Origin of the sequence: Bacillus sp. YP1, from assembly GCF_000877815.1 — a bacterium.
GTDB classification, from domain to species: domain Bacteria; phylum Bacillota; class Bacilli; order Bacillales; family Bacillaceae; genus Bacillus; species Bacillus subtilis.
The window spans coordinates 472,859-490,880 of record NZ_CP010014.1; the positions used below are offsets into that span (position 1 = coordinate 472,859).

At 44.3% G+C, this 18,022-nt stretch carries 12 protein-coding genes and 1 pseudogene; 8 read left to right on the forward strand and 5 right to left on the reverse strand.

Features of this window, described 5'->3' with window-relative positions:
• The first annotated feature begins 96 nt into the window (after positions 1-96).
• On the forward strand, positions 97-1,107 hold the full coding sequence (locus QF06_RS02245; protein ID WP_072175454.1) for a phosphotransferase enzyme family protein: 1,011 nt from the start codon (positions 97-99) through the stop codon (positions 1,105-1,107).
• A 37-nt stretch (positions 1,108-1,144) separates the two neighbouring features.
• Here the strand turns inward: QF06_RS02245 and QF06_RS02250 are convergent, their stop codons facing one another.
• Both QF06_RS02250 and opuE read right to left on the reverse strand, forming a co-directional pair.
• Positions 1,145-1,843: an MgtC/SapB family protein gene (locus tag QF06_RS02250; protein ID WP_010886431.1), complete on the reverse strand. Its 699-nt coding sequence runs from the start codon at positions 1,841-1,843 to the stop codon at positions 1,145-1,147.
• Positions 1,844-1,949: 106 nt separating this feature from the next.
• Positions 1,950-3,428, reverse strand: a complete 1,479-nt coding sequence (opuE, locus tag QF06_RS02255; RefSeq protein ID WP_003233905.1) for a proline transporter OpuE — start codon at positions 3,426-3,428, stop codon at positions 1,950-1,952.
• Positions 3,429-3,841: 413 nt separating this feature from the next.
• Between opuE and gatC the strand changes: the two genes are divergently transcribed.
• From gatC to gatB, 3 genes are read left to right on the forward strand one after another with little or no spacing between them, the layout of a single operon-like run.
• The gene (gene gatC / locus QF06_RS02260) at positions 3,842-4,132 is read left to right on the forward strand and encodes an Asp-tRNA(Asn)/Glu-tRNA(Gln) amidotransferase subunit GatC (RefSeq protein ID WP_043940060.1); all 291 of its coding nucleotides are present in this window, start codon (positions 3,842-3,844) and stop codon (positions 4,130-4,132) included.
• A 15-nt stretch (positions 4,133-4,147) separates the two neighbouring features.
• Entirely contained in the window at positions 4,148-5,605 is a 1,458-nt protein-coding gene (gatA, locus tag QF06_RS02265; protein ID WP_003233901.1) for an Asp-tRNA(Asn)/Glu-tRNA(Gln) amidotransferase subunit GatA, read from the forward strand.
• A gap of 13 nt (positions 5,606-5,618) precedes the next feature.
• The gene (gene gatB / locus QF06_RS02270) at positions 5,619-7,049 is read left to right on the forward strand and encodes an Asp-tRNA(Asn)/Glu-tRNA(Gln) amidotransferase subunit GatB (RefSeq protein WP_003219444.1); all 1,431 of its coding nucleotides are present in this window, start codon (positions 5,619-5,621) and stop codon (positions 7,047-7,049) included.
• Between the two features lie 14 nt (positions 7,050-7,063).
• On the opposite strand, the pseudogene QF06_RS02275 reads toward gatB, so the two are convergent.
• Positions 7,064-7,934 (reverse strand): annotated as a pseudogene (locus QF06_RS02275) (TetR/AcrR family transcriptional regulator).
• A 131-nt stretch (positions 7,935-8,065) separates the two neighbouring features.
• Here QF06_RS02275 and srfP point away from each other — a divergent pair.
• The 4 genes from srfP (at position 8,066) to QF06_RS02295 (ending at position 14,985) form a co-directional block, all read left to right on the forward strand.
• Positions 8,066-11,224, forward strand: a complete 3,159-nt coding sequence (gene srfP, locus QF06_RS02280; RefSeq protein WP_041851222.1) for a surfactin resistance protein SrfP — start codon at positions 8,066-8,068, stop codon at positions 11,222-11,224.
• A gap of 152 nt (positions 11,225-11,376) precedes the next feature.
• Positions 11,377-12,288, forward strand: a complete 912-nt coding sequence (locus QF06_RS02285; RefSeq protein ID WP_003233894.1) for a diacylglycerol kinase — start codon at positions 11,377-11,379, stop codon at positions 12,286-12,288.
• A 55-nt stretch (positions 12,289-12,343) separates the two neighbouring features.
• Entirely contained in the window at positions 12,344-13,723 is a 1,380-nt protein-coding gene (gene rlmD / locus QF06_RS02290) for a 23S rRNA (uracil(1939)-C(5))-methyltransferase RlmD (RefSeq protein WP_041851221.1), read from the forward strand.
• Positions 13,724-13,818: 95 nt separating this feature from the next.
• A complete protein-coding gene (locus QF06_RS02295) occupies positions 13,819-14,985 on the forward strand; it encodes a hypothetical protein (RefSeq protein ID WP_041851220.1) in 1,167 nt (388 codons plus the stop codon).
• Positions 14,986-15,362: 377 nt separating this feature from the next.
• Here the strand turns inward: QF06_RS02295 and QF06_RS02300 are convergent, their stop codons facing one another.
• Complete coding sequence (locus QF06_RS02300; RefSeq protein ID WP_072173434.1) at positions 15,363-15,818, reverse strand: TIGR01741 family protein; 456 nt, start codon at positions 15,816-15,818, stop codon at positions 15,363-15,365.
• A 19-nt stretch (positions 15,819-15,837) separates the two neighbouring features.
• A complete protein-coding gene (yeeF, locus tag QF06_RS02305; RefSeq protein ID WP_041851218.1) occupies positions 15,838-17,847 on the reverse strand; it encodes an LXG family T7SS effector deoxyribonuclease toxin YeeF in 2,010 nt (669 codons plus the stop codon).
• Between the last annotated feature and the right edge of the window lie 175 nt (positions 17,848-18,022).

The following is an 18,022-nucleotide window of genomic DNA, read 5'->3' on the forward strand; positions in this document are numbered from 1 at the left end:
TATTTTCGCTTCTGCCGAAACACAAATCAAGGGGAGGTATGTTGATGCTGGAAATCGTGTGAAAACAATCATTATCAAATCTATAGCAATGAAAGGATGTTAGACGTGCATAAAGATATCAAAAAAATATTTCATGAAGAGCAGGTTTTGGCAGAAGCTGCAGCGAGATACGGTTTCTCAAAAGATCAGGTGCGTTTTCTGGCTGATGCGGAAAACTATGTATATGAATGTATGAAAGACAATCAACCTTATATTTTAAAGATTACCCATACGATTCGGAGATCTTCTGATTATATAATGGGAGAGATGGAATGGCTCCGTCACCTTGCAATAGGGGGAATTTCAATAGCCAAACCGCTCCCGTCGCTGAACGGAAAAGACGTAGAAGCAGTGCCGGACGGAAACGGCGGGTCATTTTTATTGAGAGTGTATGAGAAAGCTCCGGGGCAAAAAGTGGATGAATCGGACTGGAATGAAACGCTATTTTATGAGCTTGGCAGATACACAGGCAGCATGCACAGCCTGACAAAAAGCTACAAATTGAGCAATCCCGCTTTCAAAAGACAGGAATGGGATGAAGAGGAGCAATTAAAGCTGAGAAAATATGTGCCTGAAGATCAGATAAAGGTGTTTCAGCAAGCCGATTCTTTGATGAATGAACTGCGGAGGCTCCCGAAAAGCCAGGACAACTACGGCTTGGTGCATGCGGATCTGCACCATGGCAATTTTAACTGGGATCATGGCAAAATCACGGCATTTGATTTTGATGATATCGGCTACAACTGGTTTGTTAACGATATTAGCATTCTTCTCTACAATGTCCTGTGGTATCCTGTTGTGCCATATGATGATAAAGCTGCGTTTACAGAAGAATTTATGACGCATTTTATGAAAGGGTACTGGGAGGAAAATGAGCTTGACCCTGCATGGCTGATGATAATACCTGATTTCCTCCGCCTTCGCCATATGCTGATTTACGGATTGCTGCATCAGATGTTTGACCTTAACACAATAGGAGAAGAAGAAAAAGAAATGCTGGCCGGTTTCAGAAGAGATATAGAGAATGGCACGCCGATTACAGCATTTGATTTTTCAGCACTGGTGTAGATAGAAAAAGCCAATGGGATTCCAGTCCCATTGGCTTTTATAATGTATCACACTTCACGCCGACTACGCCTTCAATGGCTTTAATGTCATAGTAGACATCGGTCGTGTATCTGTTTTTATGGACGCGGACCTTCACTTCCATAATTGGAAAATCCTTTTCGCCCAGGTCGTCGATCCGAACGGAGTGTGCTTTGATATCTCTTCTTTTCATTTCTTTTAAAATCTCTGTCATTTTGTCTTTATCAGAAAGCGACATTCTGATGCGGATGTCTTTTTCCTGCAGGCGGTCGGGGCCGATTTTTCTGACCACCCATGGGAGAAACTCCACGCTGATCAGGATGAACAGAAGACTGGCAAACGCTTCTTTATAAAAACCGGCTCCCGTAGCAAGCCCGAGCCCCGCTGCCCCCCAGATCATGGCCGATGTCGTCAGGCCGGAAATGACATCATTGCTTTTTCGCAGGATGACACCGGCGCCGATAAACCCGACGCCGGAGATGATTTGTGCCGGCAGACGAAGCGGATCCATCATGATGCGGTAGTATTTAGGGAAATGATATGCCGCATTAATACTGACGATCGTCAGCATGCATGAGCTGACTGCGATGACAATACAGGTTTTTAATCCGAGCGGCTTATTTTTTAATTCGCGTTCAAGCCCGATGACCATGCCAATCAATGTGGCAATGCCCAATTTCAATAAAATATCAGGATCAATATACCAGCTCAACAGCAAACTTCCCCCTTCTCTATGGTGTTTTTAAATAAATATGATTTTCTCACAGTATTTATAGCAAAACAAGGGCACAAAAGCCACCAAGCTGCGCTTGATGGCTTATTGCTTACTTTTTGCGTTTTAACAGCTTTTCCATGACACCGAATAATCGGTAAGAGGCTTTTGCAGGACGTTTTGTGATCATGCTGACAATGATGCCGGCAATCATACTGAGAATAAACCCAGGGATGATTTCGTACACACCGGTTGATTTTGCCAGGCCGGTTGTAATCCAGATCAACACGGTCGCAGCCCCGACAATCATGGCAGCAAGCGCGCCCCATTCGTTCATTCGCTTCCAATACAGACTGAGCAGAATCGCAGGTCCGAAAGCTGAACCGAAGCCGGCCCAAGCGTATCCGACCAAATCAAGAATGGTGCTGTTCGGGTTCAATGACAAGAGTACCGCGATAACGGCAATGACTAAGACGGACAATCGCCCGATCATGACCAATTCTTTATCAGAAGCTTTTCGTCTGAAAAATGACCGGTATAAATCCTCTGTTACAGCACTTGCTGTGACCAAGAGCTGTGAGGAAATCGAACTCATGATGGCAGCCAAAATAGCTGACAATAAGAACCCTGTAATTAATGGGTGGAACAAGATTTTAGAGAAGATAATGAAAATCATCTCCGGATCTTTTACAGCAACTCCGAATTTATGGGCGTATGCAACACCGATTAAACCCGTCAGCACGGAACCTAGAACTGTAATGATCATCCAGCTCATGCCGATTCGGCGTGCAGGCTTCAAATCTTTAATGTTTTTAATCGCCATAAATCGGACGATGATATGAGGCTGGCCGTAGTAGCCCAAGCCCCAGGCTAAATAGGAAATAATGCTAATGACGCTCGCGCCTTTAAAAATATCCAATAAGTGTGGGTTAACAGCGCCGATTTCATGGAGAGTCGGAGCAACGCCGCCCACGTGGGTAAAAGCAACGATCGGCACAAGCACTAGTGCTGCAAACATGATCGCACCCTGCACGAAGTCAGTCAGACTGACAGCAAGGAAACCGCCAAACAGTGTGTATAATACTACAACTGCGGTGGTCAGAAACAAGCCTAATTTGTAATCCGCACCAAAAGCAGATTCAAACAGCCGTCCGCCAGATACCATACCGGAAGAGGTATACAATGTGAAAAAGATCATGATGATCAATGCAGATACGATTTTCAGCAGTGATGAAGAATGCTGGAATCGTTTATCAAAGAAATCAGGAATCGTAATCGCATCATCCGCCGCTTCTGTATAAGCACGCAGCCTTGGAGCCAGCAGCAAGTAATTTGAGTACGCCCCGATTGTAAGACCTAAAGCAAGCCATAAGGTGGACAGCCCTGTCGCAAACATCGCGCCGGGAACACCCATCAGCATCCATCCGCTCATATCGGCCGCGCCGGCAGACAAAGCAGTAACGAATGGTCCGAGGCCTCTTCCTCCAAGCATGTAATCATTGATGTCAGTGGTTTTCTTGAATGCATACCAGCCGATTAACAGCATGGCAATAAAGTAAATTCCTAAAGATATAATAATTTCAATACTCACGTTTTACCCTCTCTTCATTTCTAATAATGTTGCATCACCTCTCAAATTGATGGTGCCAGTTAAGCAGCCTGGCGTAAGTGCAAAACAAAAGAAATTCTTTTGCGGGTGCACTTGGTAACTTAACCTAACAAAGTATTCCCGGCCATTCAAGCGATGAAACATTGATCATAAGCTGGAAATACCGTTGCAAACCTAGAAGGGAATAAAGAATAAAACGCTTTCAAAAAATAATTAAAGTAAAAATATTCAGAAAAATATTTCGTTTCTCCTTCGCCTCATTTTAGTATAAAATATATAGGGTATTGTTTCGAAAACACAGGCCTGTCTTAAGGCGTTTTGTTGCTTTAAAGGGCTTGTTTTTGATATGATCAGTATTATATGACTTAACGGAGAAATATGTGGAGGTGGATCATATGTCACGAATTTCAATAGAAGAAGTAAAGCACGTTGCGCACCTTGCAAGACTTGCGATTACTGAAGAAGAAGCAAAAATGTTCACTGAACAGCTCGACAGTATCATTTCATTTGCTGAGGAGCTTAATGAGGTTAAAACAGACAATGTGGAGCCTACAACTCACGTGCTGAAAATGAAAAATGTCATGAGAGAAGATGAAGCGGGTAAAGGTCTTCCGGTTGAGGATGTCATGAAAAATGCGCCTGACCATAAAGACGGCTATATTCGTGTGCCATCAATTCTGGACTAAAGGAGGGACACAAGAATGTCATTATTTGATCATAAAATCACAGAATTAAAACAGCTCATACATAAAAAAGAGATTAAGATTTCTGATCTGGTTGATGAATCTTATAAACGCATCCAAGCGGTTGATGATAAGGTACAAGCCTTTTTGGCATTAGATGAAGAAAGAGCGCGCGCATACGCGAAGGAGCTTGATGAGGCGGTTGACGGGCGTTCTGAGCACGGTCTTCTTTTCGGTATGCCGATCGGCGTAAAAGATAATATCGTAACAAAAGGGCTGCGCACAACATGCTCCAGCAAAATTCTCGAAAACTTTGATCCGATCTATGACGCTACTGTCGTTCAGCGCCTTCAAGACGCTGAAGCGGTCACAATCGGAAAACTGAACATGGACGAATTCGCCATGGGATCATCTACCGAAAACTCAGCTTACAAGCTGACGAAAAACCCTTGGAACTTAGAAACAGTTCCCGGCGGTTCAAGCGGCGGATCTGCGGCTGCGGTTGCTGCGGGAGAAGTTCCGTTTTCTCTTGGATCTGACACAGGCGGCTCCATCCGTCAGCCGGCATCTTTCTGCGGCGTTGTCGGATTAAAACCTACATACGGACGTGTATCTCGTTACGGTCTGGTCGCATTTGCGTCTTCATTAGACCAAATCGGGCCGATTACACGTACGGTTGAGGATAACGCGTTTTTACTTCAAGCGATTTCCGGCGTAGACAAAATGGACTCCACGAGTGCAAATGTGGACGTGCCTGATTTTCTTTCTTCATTAACTGGCGACATCAAAGGACTGAAAATCGCCGTTCCGAAAGAATACCTTGGTGAAGGTGTCGGCAAAGAAGCGAGAGAATCTGTCTTGGCAGCGCTGAAAGTCCTTGAAGGTCTCGGCGCTACATGGGAAGAAGTGTCTCTTCCGCACAGTAAATACGCGCTTGCGACATATTACCTGCTGTCATCTTCTGAAGCGTCAGCGAACCTTGCACGCTTTGACGGCATCCGCTACGGCTACCGCACAGACAACGCGGATAACCTGATCGACCTTTACAAGCAAACGCGCGCTGAAGGTTTTGGAAATGAAGTCAAACGCCGCATCATGCTCGGAACGTTTGCTTTAAGCTCAGGCTACTACGATGCGTACTACAAAAAAGCGCAAAAAGTGCGTACGTTGATTAAGAAGGATTTCGAAGACGTATTTGAAAAATATGATGTTATTGTTGGACCGACTACACCGACACCTGCGTTTAAAATCGGTGAAAACACGAAGGATCCGCTCACAATGTACGCAAACGATATCTTAACGATTCCGGTCAACCTTGCCGGCGTACCGGGAATCAGCGTGCCATGCGGATTAGCAGACGGTCTTCCGCTCGGCCTGCAAATCATCGGAAAACACTTTGATGAAAGCACTGTATACCGCGTTGCTCATGCATTTGAACAAGCGACAGACCATCATAAAGCAAAACCTGAACTGTAAGGGGTGAAAAGAATTGAACTTTGAAACGGTAATCGGACTTGAAGTCCACGTTGAGTTAAAAACAAAATCAAAAATTTTCTCAAGCTCTCCAACGCCATTCGGCGCGGAGGCGAATACGCAGACAAGCGTCATTGACCTCGGATACCCGGGCGTCCTGCCTGTCCTGAACAAAGAAGCCGTTGAATTCGCAATGAAAGCCGCTATGGCGCTCAACTGTGAGATCGCAACGGATACGAAGTTTGACCGCAAAAACTATTTCTATCCTGACAACCCGAAAGCGTATCAGATTTCTCAATTTGATAAGCCAATCGGCGAAAACGGCTGGATCGAAATTGAAGTCGGCGGCAAAACAAAACGCATCGGCATCACGCGCCTTCACCTTGAAGAGGATGCCGGAAAGCTGACGCATACAGGCGACGGCTATTCTCTTGTTGACTTCAACCGTCAAGGAACGCCGCTTGTTGAGATCGTATCAGAGCCGGACATCCGCACGCCGGAAGAAGCGTACGCGTATCTTGAAAAGCTGAAATCCATCATCCAATATACAGGCGTTTCTGACTGTAAAATGGAAGAAGGCTCACTTCGCTGTGACGCCAATATCTCTCTTCGTCCGATCGGCCAAGAGGAATTCGGCACAAAAACAGAATTGAAAAACTTGAACTCCTTTGCGTTTGTTCAAAAAGGCCTTGAGCATGAAGAAAAACGCCAGGAGCAGGTTCTTCTTTCCGGCGGCGTCATCCAGCAAGAAACTCGCCGTTATGATGAAGCAACGAAGAAAACCATTCTTATGCGTGTCAAAGAGGGATCTGACGACTACCGTTACTTCCCAGAGCCAGATCTAGTCGAGCTCTACATTGATGATGAATGGAAGGAACGCGTAAAAGCAAGCATTCCTGAGCTTCCGGATGAGCGCCGCAAGCGTTATATCGAAGAGCTTGGCTTGCCTGCATATGACGCGATGGTTCTGACGCTGACAAAAGAAATGGCTGATTTCTTCGAAGAAACCGTTCAAAAAGGCGCTGAAGCTAAACAAGCGTCTAACTGGCTGATGGGTGAAGTGTCAGCTTACCTAAACGCAGAACAAAAAGAGCTTGCCGATGTTGCCCTGACACCTGAAGGCCTTGCCGGCATGATCAAATTGATTGAAAAAGGCACCATTTCTTCTAAGATCGCGAAGAAAGTGTTTAAAGAATTGATTGAAAAAGGCGGCGACGCTGAGAAGATTGTGAAAGAGAAAGGCCTTGTTCAGATTTCTGACGAAGGCGTGCTTCTGAAGCTTGTCACTGAGGCGCTTGACAACAATCCTCAATCAATCGAAGACTTTAAAAACGGAAAAGACCGCGCGATCGGCTTCCTAGTCGGACAGATTATGAAAGCGTCCAAAGGACAAGCCAACCCGCCGATGGTCAACAAAATTCTGCTTGAAGAAATTAAAAAACGCTAATAAAAAAGCAGCCCTTAGAGGCTGCTTTTTTTATGGTCAAATTGAGATAAAGACAGAGATGAGGGCCCGAAGCCTTTCAACTTCTTTGTCGTTGGTTCCGGTCAAATTGGACAGCATGCCTTTAATAATCGGTTTGCGCGGTTTATCCTGAGCCAATTCTTCCTCGATAACATCAAGTGACACGGTGATATCCTCGGGCAGCGTGCTGTTTTCTTTCACTTTCTGAATGTCCTCAAGCAGCTGGTCTTTCCCCGCAGGCATCGGGTTGAAAATGTCTTTTGGCACAATCGGATTGAGTGCTGAACGGCTCAGCCCCTGTACAAGATCATCCAGTCTTTCAATAATAAAGGCTGAGATTTCTTCTGCATCGATATTAAGCTCACCGTTAAATACCATCACGTTCATATAAGAATGCACAATGCCTCTTGCCATAATGGACAGATCTGCGACATACCGCTCGATTCCTTTTCCATAGGACGACAGCAAGGCGTTCCGGTACAGCTTATCCGTCTCCATGGTTACTTTGTAAAAGTATTGCTTGATTTCTTGATTTTCCGGAATGATATTTTCGGTAAGCAAAAGTACGATAAAATCTTTATGATCACGAAAATCCTCAAATTGAGCGCCAATTTGTTTTTTCAAAACTTCTTTAGGCGGCTTTCCAGCAAGATCTTCTTCTATATTTTTCATTTTGTTCATAGACATACCGATATAATATTCACAGGCAGATAACAGCAGCGCTTCTTTCGATTTGAAGTGCAAATAAAAAGCGCCCTTCGAAATGCCGCATTCACTGGCGATTTCTTGGATCGTCGTAGCTGCGAATCCTTTTTTCGCAAATAAACGAATGCTGGTTTTTATGATTCTCTCTTTTTTTTCATTCATGACGTGCTTCCCCTTAATCCTTGAAAAATTTAGTAAAATTTTCTGGTATATGAGTTGACGTTGTTGCGTTATAACGTTTAGTATTATATAGAATGACCAGTCAGTCAATAAAAAATGTAATGGAGGATATGATGAACCACGTTATTAATTTCGTTCTGAAAAACAAATTCGCCGTATGGCTGATGACGATTATTGTAACGGCAGCCGGCTTGTATGCGGGTATGAATATGAAGCAAGAGTCTATTCCTGACGTGAATATGCCTTACTTGACGATCAGCACGACATATCCGGGTGCGACACCAAGCCAAGTGGCTGATGAAGTGACCAAACCGGTTGAACAAGCCGTGCAGAACTTGGACGGTGTCAGCGTTGTGACGTCGACGTCCTATGAAAACGCATCGTCGGTCATGATTGAATATGATTATGAGAAAGATATGGACAAAGCGAAAACAGAAGCAGCTGAAGCGTTAGAAAACGTCAGCCTGCCTGATGACGCGAAGGATCCGGAGATTTCACGCTACAGCTTGAACTCATTCCCGATTCTGACGTTAAGTGTGTCCAGTGATAAAGATAACCTGCAAGAGCTGACGAAAAAAGTGGAGGACAGCCTCGTTTCTAAGCTTGAAGGCATAGAAGGCGTTGCGTCCGTCCAAGTATCGGGCCAGCAGGTGGAAGAGGTTGAATTCTCTTTCAAAGAAGACAAACTGAAGGAATACGGCCTTGATGAAGATACAGTCAAACAAGTGATTCAAGGTTCAGATGTGACAACTCCGCTTGGATTGTACACATTCGGAAATGAAGAAAAATCTGTCGTCGTCAGCGGCGATATTGAAACAATTAAAGATTTGAAGAATATGAGAATCCCGACGGCATCAGCTTCAAGTGCAGGCAGCAGTGCAGCATCTCAAGCGGCGGCGCAGAGTGCACAGGCAGCCCAAAGCGCACAAGCGGCAGCACAGGCGCAGCAAAGCGCAAGCACAGCAGTGCCGACGGTCAAGCTTTCTGACATTGCTACAATTAAAGATGTGAAAAAAGCTGAATCCGTTTCACGCACAAATGGCAAAGACAGCATCGGCATCAACATCGTCAAAGCAAACGATGCGAATACGGTAGAGGTTGCCGACAATGTCAAAGCTGAGCTGAAGAAGTTCAAAGAAGACCATAAAGGCTTCAATTACAGCGCAACTCTCGACATGGCGGAGCCGATCACACAGTCAGTTGACACGATGTTAAGCAAAGCCATCTTCGGTGCTATTTTTGCGATTGTGATTATTCTCTTATTCTTAAGAGATATCAAATCAACATTAATTTCGGTAGTTTCAATTCCATTATCATTGCTGATCGCACTCCTTGTGCTGCAGCAGCTTGATATCACATTGAATATTATGACGCTCGGCGCAATGACCGTTGCCATCGGACGTGTAGTCGATGACTCCATCGTTGTCATCGAGAACATTTATCGCCGAATGAGACTCAAAGACGAGCCGCTCCGCGGAAAAGCCTTGGTTCGTGAAGCGACGAAGGAAATGTTTAAACCGATCATGTCATCAACGATTGTGACAATTGCGGTATTCCTGCCGCTCGCACTTGTAGGCGGACAAATCGGTGAGTTGTTTATTCCGTTTGCCTTAACGATTGTTTTTGCGCTTGCCGCATCCCTGGTGATTTCAATCACGCTTGTGCCGATGCTCGCACACAGCCTGTTCAAAAAATCATTAACCGGTGCGCCTATTAAAGCGAAAGAACACAAACCTGGCAGACTTGCAAACATCTATAAAAAAGTATTGAACTGGGCGCTGAGCCACAAATGGATCACGTCTATCATCGCTGTTCTGATGCTCCTTGGAAGCTTGTTCCTTGTACCGTTAATCGGTGCCAGCTACCTGCCGTCCGAGGAAGAAAAAACGATGCAGCTCACATACAGCCCAGAACCGGGTGAAACGAAAAAAGAAGCCGAAAATGAAGCTGAAAAAGCAGAAAAAATCCTGCTTGACCGCAAGCATGTCGATACGGTTCAGTATTCATTAGGCTCTGGCAGCCCGCTTGCCGGAGGAGATTCTAACGGTGCGTTATTCTATATCAAATATGAAAGCGACACACCTGATTTTGATAAAGAAAAAGATAACGTTCTGAAGGAAATCCAAAAGCAATCTGACCGCGGAGAATGGAAGTCACAGGACTTCAGCTCTTCAGGCAATAACAACCAATTAACATACTATGTGTATGGCGATTCTGAAAACGATATTAAAGACACGGTTAAAGACATTGAAAAAATCATGAAGGATGAAAAGGATCTGAAAAACGTAAATTCAGGCCTTTCCAGCACATATGATGAGTACACATTTGTCGCTGACCAAGAAAAACTAAGCAAACTCGGTTTAACTGCGTCTCAAATTTCTCAGGCCTTAATGTCACAAACATCACAAGAACCGCTCACAACTGTGAAAAAAGACGGCAAAGAGCTTGATGTGAACATTAAGACAGAAAAAGACGAGTATAAGAGTGTGAAAGATTTAGAGAATAAAAAGATCACTTCCGCGACTGGCCAGGAAGTCAAAATCGGCGATGTGGCAAAAGTGAAGGAAGGATCAACATCAGATACCGTGTCAAAACGTGACGGAAAAGTCTATGCGGATGTCACAGGTGAGGTTACATCTGACAACGTCACAGCCGTATCAGCTGCTATCCAGAAGAAAATCGATAAGCTAGACCATCCTGATAACGTATCGATTGACACAGGCGGCGTATCAGCGGATATCGCTGATTCCTTCACGAAGCTCGGTTTAGCGATGCTGGCAGCAATAGCGATCGTTTACCTTGTGCTCGTGATTACCTTCGGCGGAGCACTAGCGCCATTTGCGATTCTGTTCTCATTACCGTTCACAGTCATCGGTGCCCTGGTCGGACTTTACGTATCAGGTGAAACGATCAGTCTGAACGCAATGATCGGTATGCTTATGCTGATCGGTATCGTTGTCACGAATGCCATTGTCTTAATTGACCGCGTGATTCATAAGGAAGCGGAAGGCCTGTCTACGAGAGAAGCGCTCCTGGAAGCCGGCTCTACACGACTCCGTCCGATCCTGATGACAGCCATTGCGACAATCGGCGCCTTGATTCCATTAGCCCTCGGCTTCGAAGGCGGAAGCCAGGTCATTTCAAAAGGACTCGGCGTCACGGTTATCGGCGGTTTGATCAGTTCAACGCTTCTGACGCTCTTGATCGTGCCAATCGTATATGAAGTATTGGCGAAGTTCCGCAAGAAAAAACCGGGAACGGAAGAAGAGTAAAAAAAACAAAAAGCCTCAGCTCTGCTGAGGCTTTTGTGCGTTTTCACCTGTAAGATTATGTACATTTTGTTGCGATTTTTTTAACTCATAGTATAATTAAAGGTTGTTAGTGTAAAAATGGATCGGATACTCTTAAGTAGGATGATGAGATAATGAAACGTGCACGCATAATATACAATCCGACTTCGGGACGGGAGATCTTTAAAAAGCATCTTGCCCAGGTCCTGCAAAAATTTGAACAAGCCGGCTATGAAACATCCACCCATGCGACGACATGCGCAGGAGACGCTACACACGCTGCCAAGGAAGCGGCATTGCGTGAGTTTGACCTGATCATTGCGGCAGGCGGAGACGGAACGATCAACGAGGTCGTCAACGGGCTTGCGCCTTTAGACAACCGGCCGACACTCGGTGTGATTCCTGTCGGCACAACGAACGACTTTGCCAGAGCGCTCGGCATTCCGCGAGAGGATATTTTAAAAGCGGCAGATACGGTCATTAACGGCGTCGCCCGCCCGATTGATATCGGACAGGTCAACGGCCAGTATTTTATCAATATCGCCGGAGGAGGCCGTCTGACAGAGCTGACATACGACGTGCCAAGCAAACTCAAAACAATGCTAGGCCAGCTTGCTTATTATTTAAAGGGAATGGAAATGCTGCCTTCACTTCGTCCGACAGAAGTCGAGATTGAATATGACGGCAAGCTGTTTCAAGGTGAAATCATGCTGTTTTTGGTCACGCTGACAAATTCCGTCGGCGGGTTCGAAAAACTCGCGCCGGATTCCAGCCTGAATGACGGCATGTTTGATTTGATGATACTAAAGAAAGCAAACCTTGCTGAATTTATCAGGGTCGCAACGATGGCGCTCCGCGGCGAACACATCAACGACCAGCACATTATTTATACAAAAGCGAACCGCGTGAAAGTCAATGTATCAGAAAAGATGCAGCTGAACCTGGACGGCGAGTACGGCGGCATGCTGCCGGGCGAATTCGTGAATCTGTACCGGCACATTCACGTCGTCATGCCGAAGGAGAAAGCGGAACAGCTGGATGACTAAAACTTGGCTTTGTAAGCCAAGTTTTTCTTTCGCTTAAAACAAGAGGTGAACATACATGAAAATGAAACCCCCAGTAGAAAAAAACGAATACTATGACGTGACATTTGAGGATTTGACCCACGAAGGAGCGGGTGTCGCAAAGGTCCAAGGCTTTCCGATCTTCGTGCCGAACGCCCTGCCGGAGGAAAAAGCCCAAATCAAAGTGACACGCGTCAAAAAAGGGTTCGCCTTCGGCCGTCTGATTGAGCTGAAGGAAGAAAGCCCGCATAGAACGGACGCCCCATGCCCGATTTACAAGCAATGCGGAGGCTGTCAGCTTCAGCACATGACCTACGAAGGCCAGCTCCTGTTTAAACAGAAACAAGTCAAAGACGTCTTAGAACGCATCGGCAAGCTGGACCTTTCAAAAGTCACCGTGCACCCGACACTCGGCATGGAAGACCCGTGGAACTACAGAAACAAAGCACAGGTGCCGGTAGGAGAACGGGAAGGCGGACTCGTCGCGGGATTCTATCAGCAAAGAAGCCATGACATCATCGACATGAGCGCCTGCCTGATCCAGCAATCCAAAAACGACGAAGCCGTCCAAGCTGTCAAAGACATTTGCGCAAACTACGGTGTCAAAGCCTACAACGAAGAACGCCACAAAGGCTGGCTCCGCCACATCATGGTTAGATACGGTGTTGTTACGGGCGAAATGATGATCGTCTTCATCACGAGAACAAACGATTTCCCGCACAAAGCGAAGATCATCGAAGACATCACAGCGCAATTCCCGCACGTCAAATCCATCGTGCAAAACATCAACCCAAACAAAACAAACGTCATCTTCGGAAACGAAACAAACGTCATCTGGGGCGAAGAATACATCTACGACCTCATCGGAGACGTCAAATTCGCCATCTCCGCCAGATCGTTCTATCAGGTTAACCCAGAGCAAACAAAAGTGCTCTACGACAAAGCGCTTGAGTACGCAGAACTTCAAGGGGAAGAAACCGTCATCGACGCCTACTGCGGCATCGGAACGATTTCTCTCTTCCTGGCAAAGCAGGCGAAAAAAGTGTACGGTGTTGAAATTGTGCCGGAAGCAATCGAGGATGCGAAACGCAACGCTAAATTAAACGGCATCACAAACGCAGAGTTCGCGGTTGGGGAAGCGGAAACCGTGATTCCAAAGTGGTATGAAGAAGGCATCACGGCCGATACGCTAGTCGTAGACCCGCCAAGAAAAGGCTGCGACGAAGCCCTCCTGCGGACGATTGTGGAGATGAAACCGAAGCGGGTGGTGTATGTGTCCTGTAATCCTGGCACGCTTGCAAGAGATCTGCGGGTGCTTGAGGATGGCGGGTATACGACACGCGAAGTGCAGCCTGTGGATATGTTTCCGCATACGAATCATGTGGAGTGCTGTTCACTGCTAGTGAGAAAAGATTAAACGAGATGTCACAGTGTCAGAACCCTTCCAACATAGTGGAAGGGTTCTATGTTTGTGTAGGGAATTATAATGTAAATGAGTTAGGAGTGGTACACATGGGCGGCGGTTTATATGGACACAGAAATATTGAAGATGAGCGATTAAAGGAATGGATAAAAACGTGGAAAGCGGAGAATTACATTCATTTTTTTAGTAATTATTACGGAGTCGGAATGAACGCTGAGTTTAAAGACTCTTTGGCTAAGCAAGTTGAACTAGTGATACAAGAGTCTTCAAGTATCACTGTTTCAAAGGATAGATACTTGTTCGATGAAGTCATGAAATATATGACTCCTGAAATGTTTTATTGCTATTTTAGATATGACAGTTCAACTGCTTATTGTGGTAATTATTATGAAGTGTTGATTGAATTTGCTGATGAATTAACTAAGAAAAAGTTAATTAAGGGCTATGACTATGTACAAACAGGCGGAATAATATTAGAAAAGAATGGTGAAGTGATAGGACATATTGGTCAAATGAGTGACCTTTTTTGGCACACGTTTTATGACCAGTATATTGTAGAGGATTATGGTGCAATAGAGCATGCGAGAAACAATGGCAAGGATATTACCCTACAAATTTGGAATGACAAAGTTTTTGAAAATACAGAGCAGTTTTACAAATTCATTGAACAGATTTTGTTTGAATGTAATGTTAATCTAGGCTTTGGTTTCAAGATGTCAAGATTTGAAAATGAAAGTAAATTAAAAGGGCATACGTCTAATACTAAACTATGCTTAAGTAATATTGAATTAGAGGAAACCCCCCTAAGATATTTTAACTTTGCTAACTATACTAAGATACCACGACATAAATACTTAGCTTATTATCAGGTTATTGAATTTTTCTTTACAAGAGCCGTCAGGAAAGCGAGGTTTCCTCAACCAAACGAACTCTTAATAGTAAAATACATAGCAACTAATTCAATAACTGAATTAGAAGTAGTTACATGGCTTGACGACATTAAGAGCAGGGGTAAGCACTATTCAAAACCTTCGGAGAAATACCCTGCACTTTTTCCTTTGGAAGCTACAGAAATTGTTGAGTCAGTAGCAAAACGGATTTATTTAATAAGGTGTTCGTTGGTTCATTCAAAAGAAGCACCTAATGATGTTAATTTCATACCTAATCTTAATGATGAAATAATAGATAAGGAAATATCACTTATCAAGTATGTTGCAGAGAAAGTATTGTATAAATGGAGTAATGCTCCCGAATAGTCGAGGGTATGATTATGGCAAATCATTTTTAAACAAAAAGAAAGTCCATGTATGTCGTAACAATAGAGACAATGTAAAGTTATGGATGTCCCTATTTCTACTGGTAACTGACGCAATTCTCCGATGTGGTATTCTCGTTTAATTCTTGAGGCAATGATAGAAGTTTATCAATCTTGGTCTCAGCAGATGAAAAGATTAAATGAGCCATTTTACCTGAAAATTTGGCTCTGTAATCCGAATTTTATTAATTCACAATAGGTTGTCGCTTATCGTGTGTGCTTAAATTATTACGGCAATACATATAATAGTTTAAATTTTTATATTAGATGGGTTTATAAAAAAATAGCCCAGCAGAGAGAGCTGAGCTATTTTTAAATTTATAGACCGAAGTAGTTTATTACAAATTCTTTATCATCCTCATCTTCAGGCAAAATACCAAGGTTTTTATATTCCCATATTGCGATTCTTTCATATCCATCTAATTCTGATGCTAAAATATCATCATAATTATAATCTAATTGGAATTCTCCGCTACGATCCAATGTTAGTGTAAGGTTAGTCCAAACATCATCGTTATTATTTCTGTGTTCAGTTCTTAATTCTTCAAAAAGTTTTCTTAGTTCTCTTAACAACGTCTTGAAAATATCCTTGCTTACGTTGTAATGGCTAGGTATATCTTGTGAATAAATAATTTGATTATTTTCTGGTGTCTTGAAGTGAAAGAGAACCATGGTAGAGTCATCTAATACTTCTGCATAAAGATATATCTTTGTCCATTCACCAGGTATGATGTCATTGAGTTTCTCTCCAATAAGTTGATACAAATCTTGCATCTTCCTAGTTTCCATTCTTTTAACCCCCAGGCTGATTTTTAATAGAGACGCTTATTTCTTTTCTGCTCCCAATTTTGTAGGTTACATCGAAATATGATGGTCTAAGTGAATCCCCAGAATAGACTGGTTCTATTTGAACTGCTACTTTTTTAGGTGGTTTTTTGCTTAGGGCTTTTGCCCACTCCTGCTCCATCTCATACCATTTCCCGCCGCTTCTATTAATCTGAGAATTCATCGGCACGATATTGTCGAACTGGCCTGAGCCTTTGAATTGGGTGGCGATTAAATGGCCTCCGTCATCGTCAGGCTTTCGGTCTTGGGGCTTTCCAGCATTCGTCTGTGCATATTGGTTTCGTTTTGCTTCTCCCAGCTGCAAGTCTGCTTTGACACTTGTAATTCTACCATAGTTGTCAGTCGTGTACGTGTAGCCTTCTTTTGTTTTATAGATGACATTCGGCTTCAGTACTTTCTTTCTGCTCCATCGTGCGAAATGCTCGCCGTATTTGACTGTTACCGGCGGTACATGTGGCGCTGGAGTTCGTCTTCCGCTTGATGACGTTCCGTATGGTTTCGGAAGGATGACCTTGGCGAATTTTTGCAGTCCTTCTTTAAGCGTGACCCCGTTGACTGCGTTGTAAGGAACGCCTGCCGGCACTAAATCGTGACGGGGATGATAGGGGAGAATATCCGCAAGTGTGAGATCTCCGATTTGATTTAATTTGGTTTTGACGTGTTTTTTTGATACTTCTATGCCTGTGTTTACTTTTTGTTTGATGTGATCAACGGTTTGTTTTGAGACTGTTATGGCTTTTTGGGCTGTTGCAGATTTGCTTGCTGCTGTTTTGACTTTCGCCGTCACTTTGGCGGCTGTGCCAGTTTTTGAGACGGCGCCAACACCTTTTGTGCCGACAATTGATGTGACAACAGTGCCAACCGCATATGACACCCATCTTGCTCTTGAGTAGGTGTCACCATTCACCATGTCTTTTTGATACGATTCTTCGATTGCCGCTGAAATGGCTTCATACGTTTTGATCGGGTGAGCCATCGCTCCCGTAATCGCTTCAACGGTTCCGCTCGGATCTGTGACCATATCCCATAGTCCTACGACCGCGTCTTTCCCGGAATCATAAAGGCCGACGGCGACCCCTTTGAAGCCTGCTTCAAGCTCACGCGTGTTTTCAATCTGTGTGAGGTATCTCTGTTGTTCAGCTGTCAGATTTTCATAGCCAATCGTTTTTGCCATTTCGTAGAATTCATCGGCATCCGCATAATCGTAGTTTTTCAGTCTTTCTTTCAATTTCTCAATCTCGCGTTCCTTGGCTTCCTCTTTCTTAATCTTCAAGTAAGCCTCAGTCCGCTTTTCAATGTCGCCTTTTTTCTTATGTATGTCGCTCTCACGGTACGCCTTGGCGTTGTAGTGGATGGGTGTTGCGTTTTTTCCTTTGCCCGTTGCTTCTTGGAGCTTTTGGAAGTCGGATTTGATGAATTGTTCGTTTGGTTCTGACAGGGCGTATTCTGTTTTCAGGTCTTCGTCCAAGGCGTCCAATTTTTCCAGTGTTTTTTTGCGTTTGTCGTTGGCATCAGCCAGCTCGTCTTTGAAGGTTTCTGTTGAAAACAAGTCGAGCGGGAGGATGTCGTCGATATCGTTTAAGATATCTTTCATCGCTTTTTTCTGTTCAGACATGATGGATTTCGATTTTTTGTGCGCATTTTCCAGTTCATGCTTCAGGAAGGATTCTTCGATGTATGCGTCAGAGAGGCCTTTGTCCTCGGCGGCTCCGGCGATGCTGTTGAAAAATGCGATTTTCATGTCGATGTAGTCGATCCAATGGTCGGTGACGCCGACGTGGTCGTGGTAGAAGGCTTTGATGTTGCTGGCGCCTTTACCTGAGAATTCACTGTCACTGAGATTAGCGACGCTTTTTAATGCTTTTCTCAAATTAACCATTTGCGTTCTTAGTTCTTTGTACTCTTTTGCACGGTCTGCCGCTTCCGAAAGCAGTGTTTTCGCTTCAAATACTTTCATGACCATTTCCCTTCTTTTGTTCACTCAATATCAAAATTTTACCACGGGGTGGGATGATGGTGGGTGTGAGAACGTGTTTTGGTGGAAAAATGAGTCATTTGGCATGTGTCTTTATTCGTGGAGGGATTGGCGGAAACATGGTCGAAATGATATTGATTGCTACACATTTTTTGGA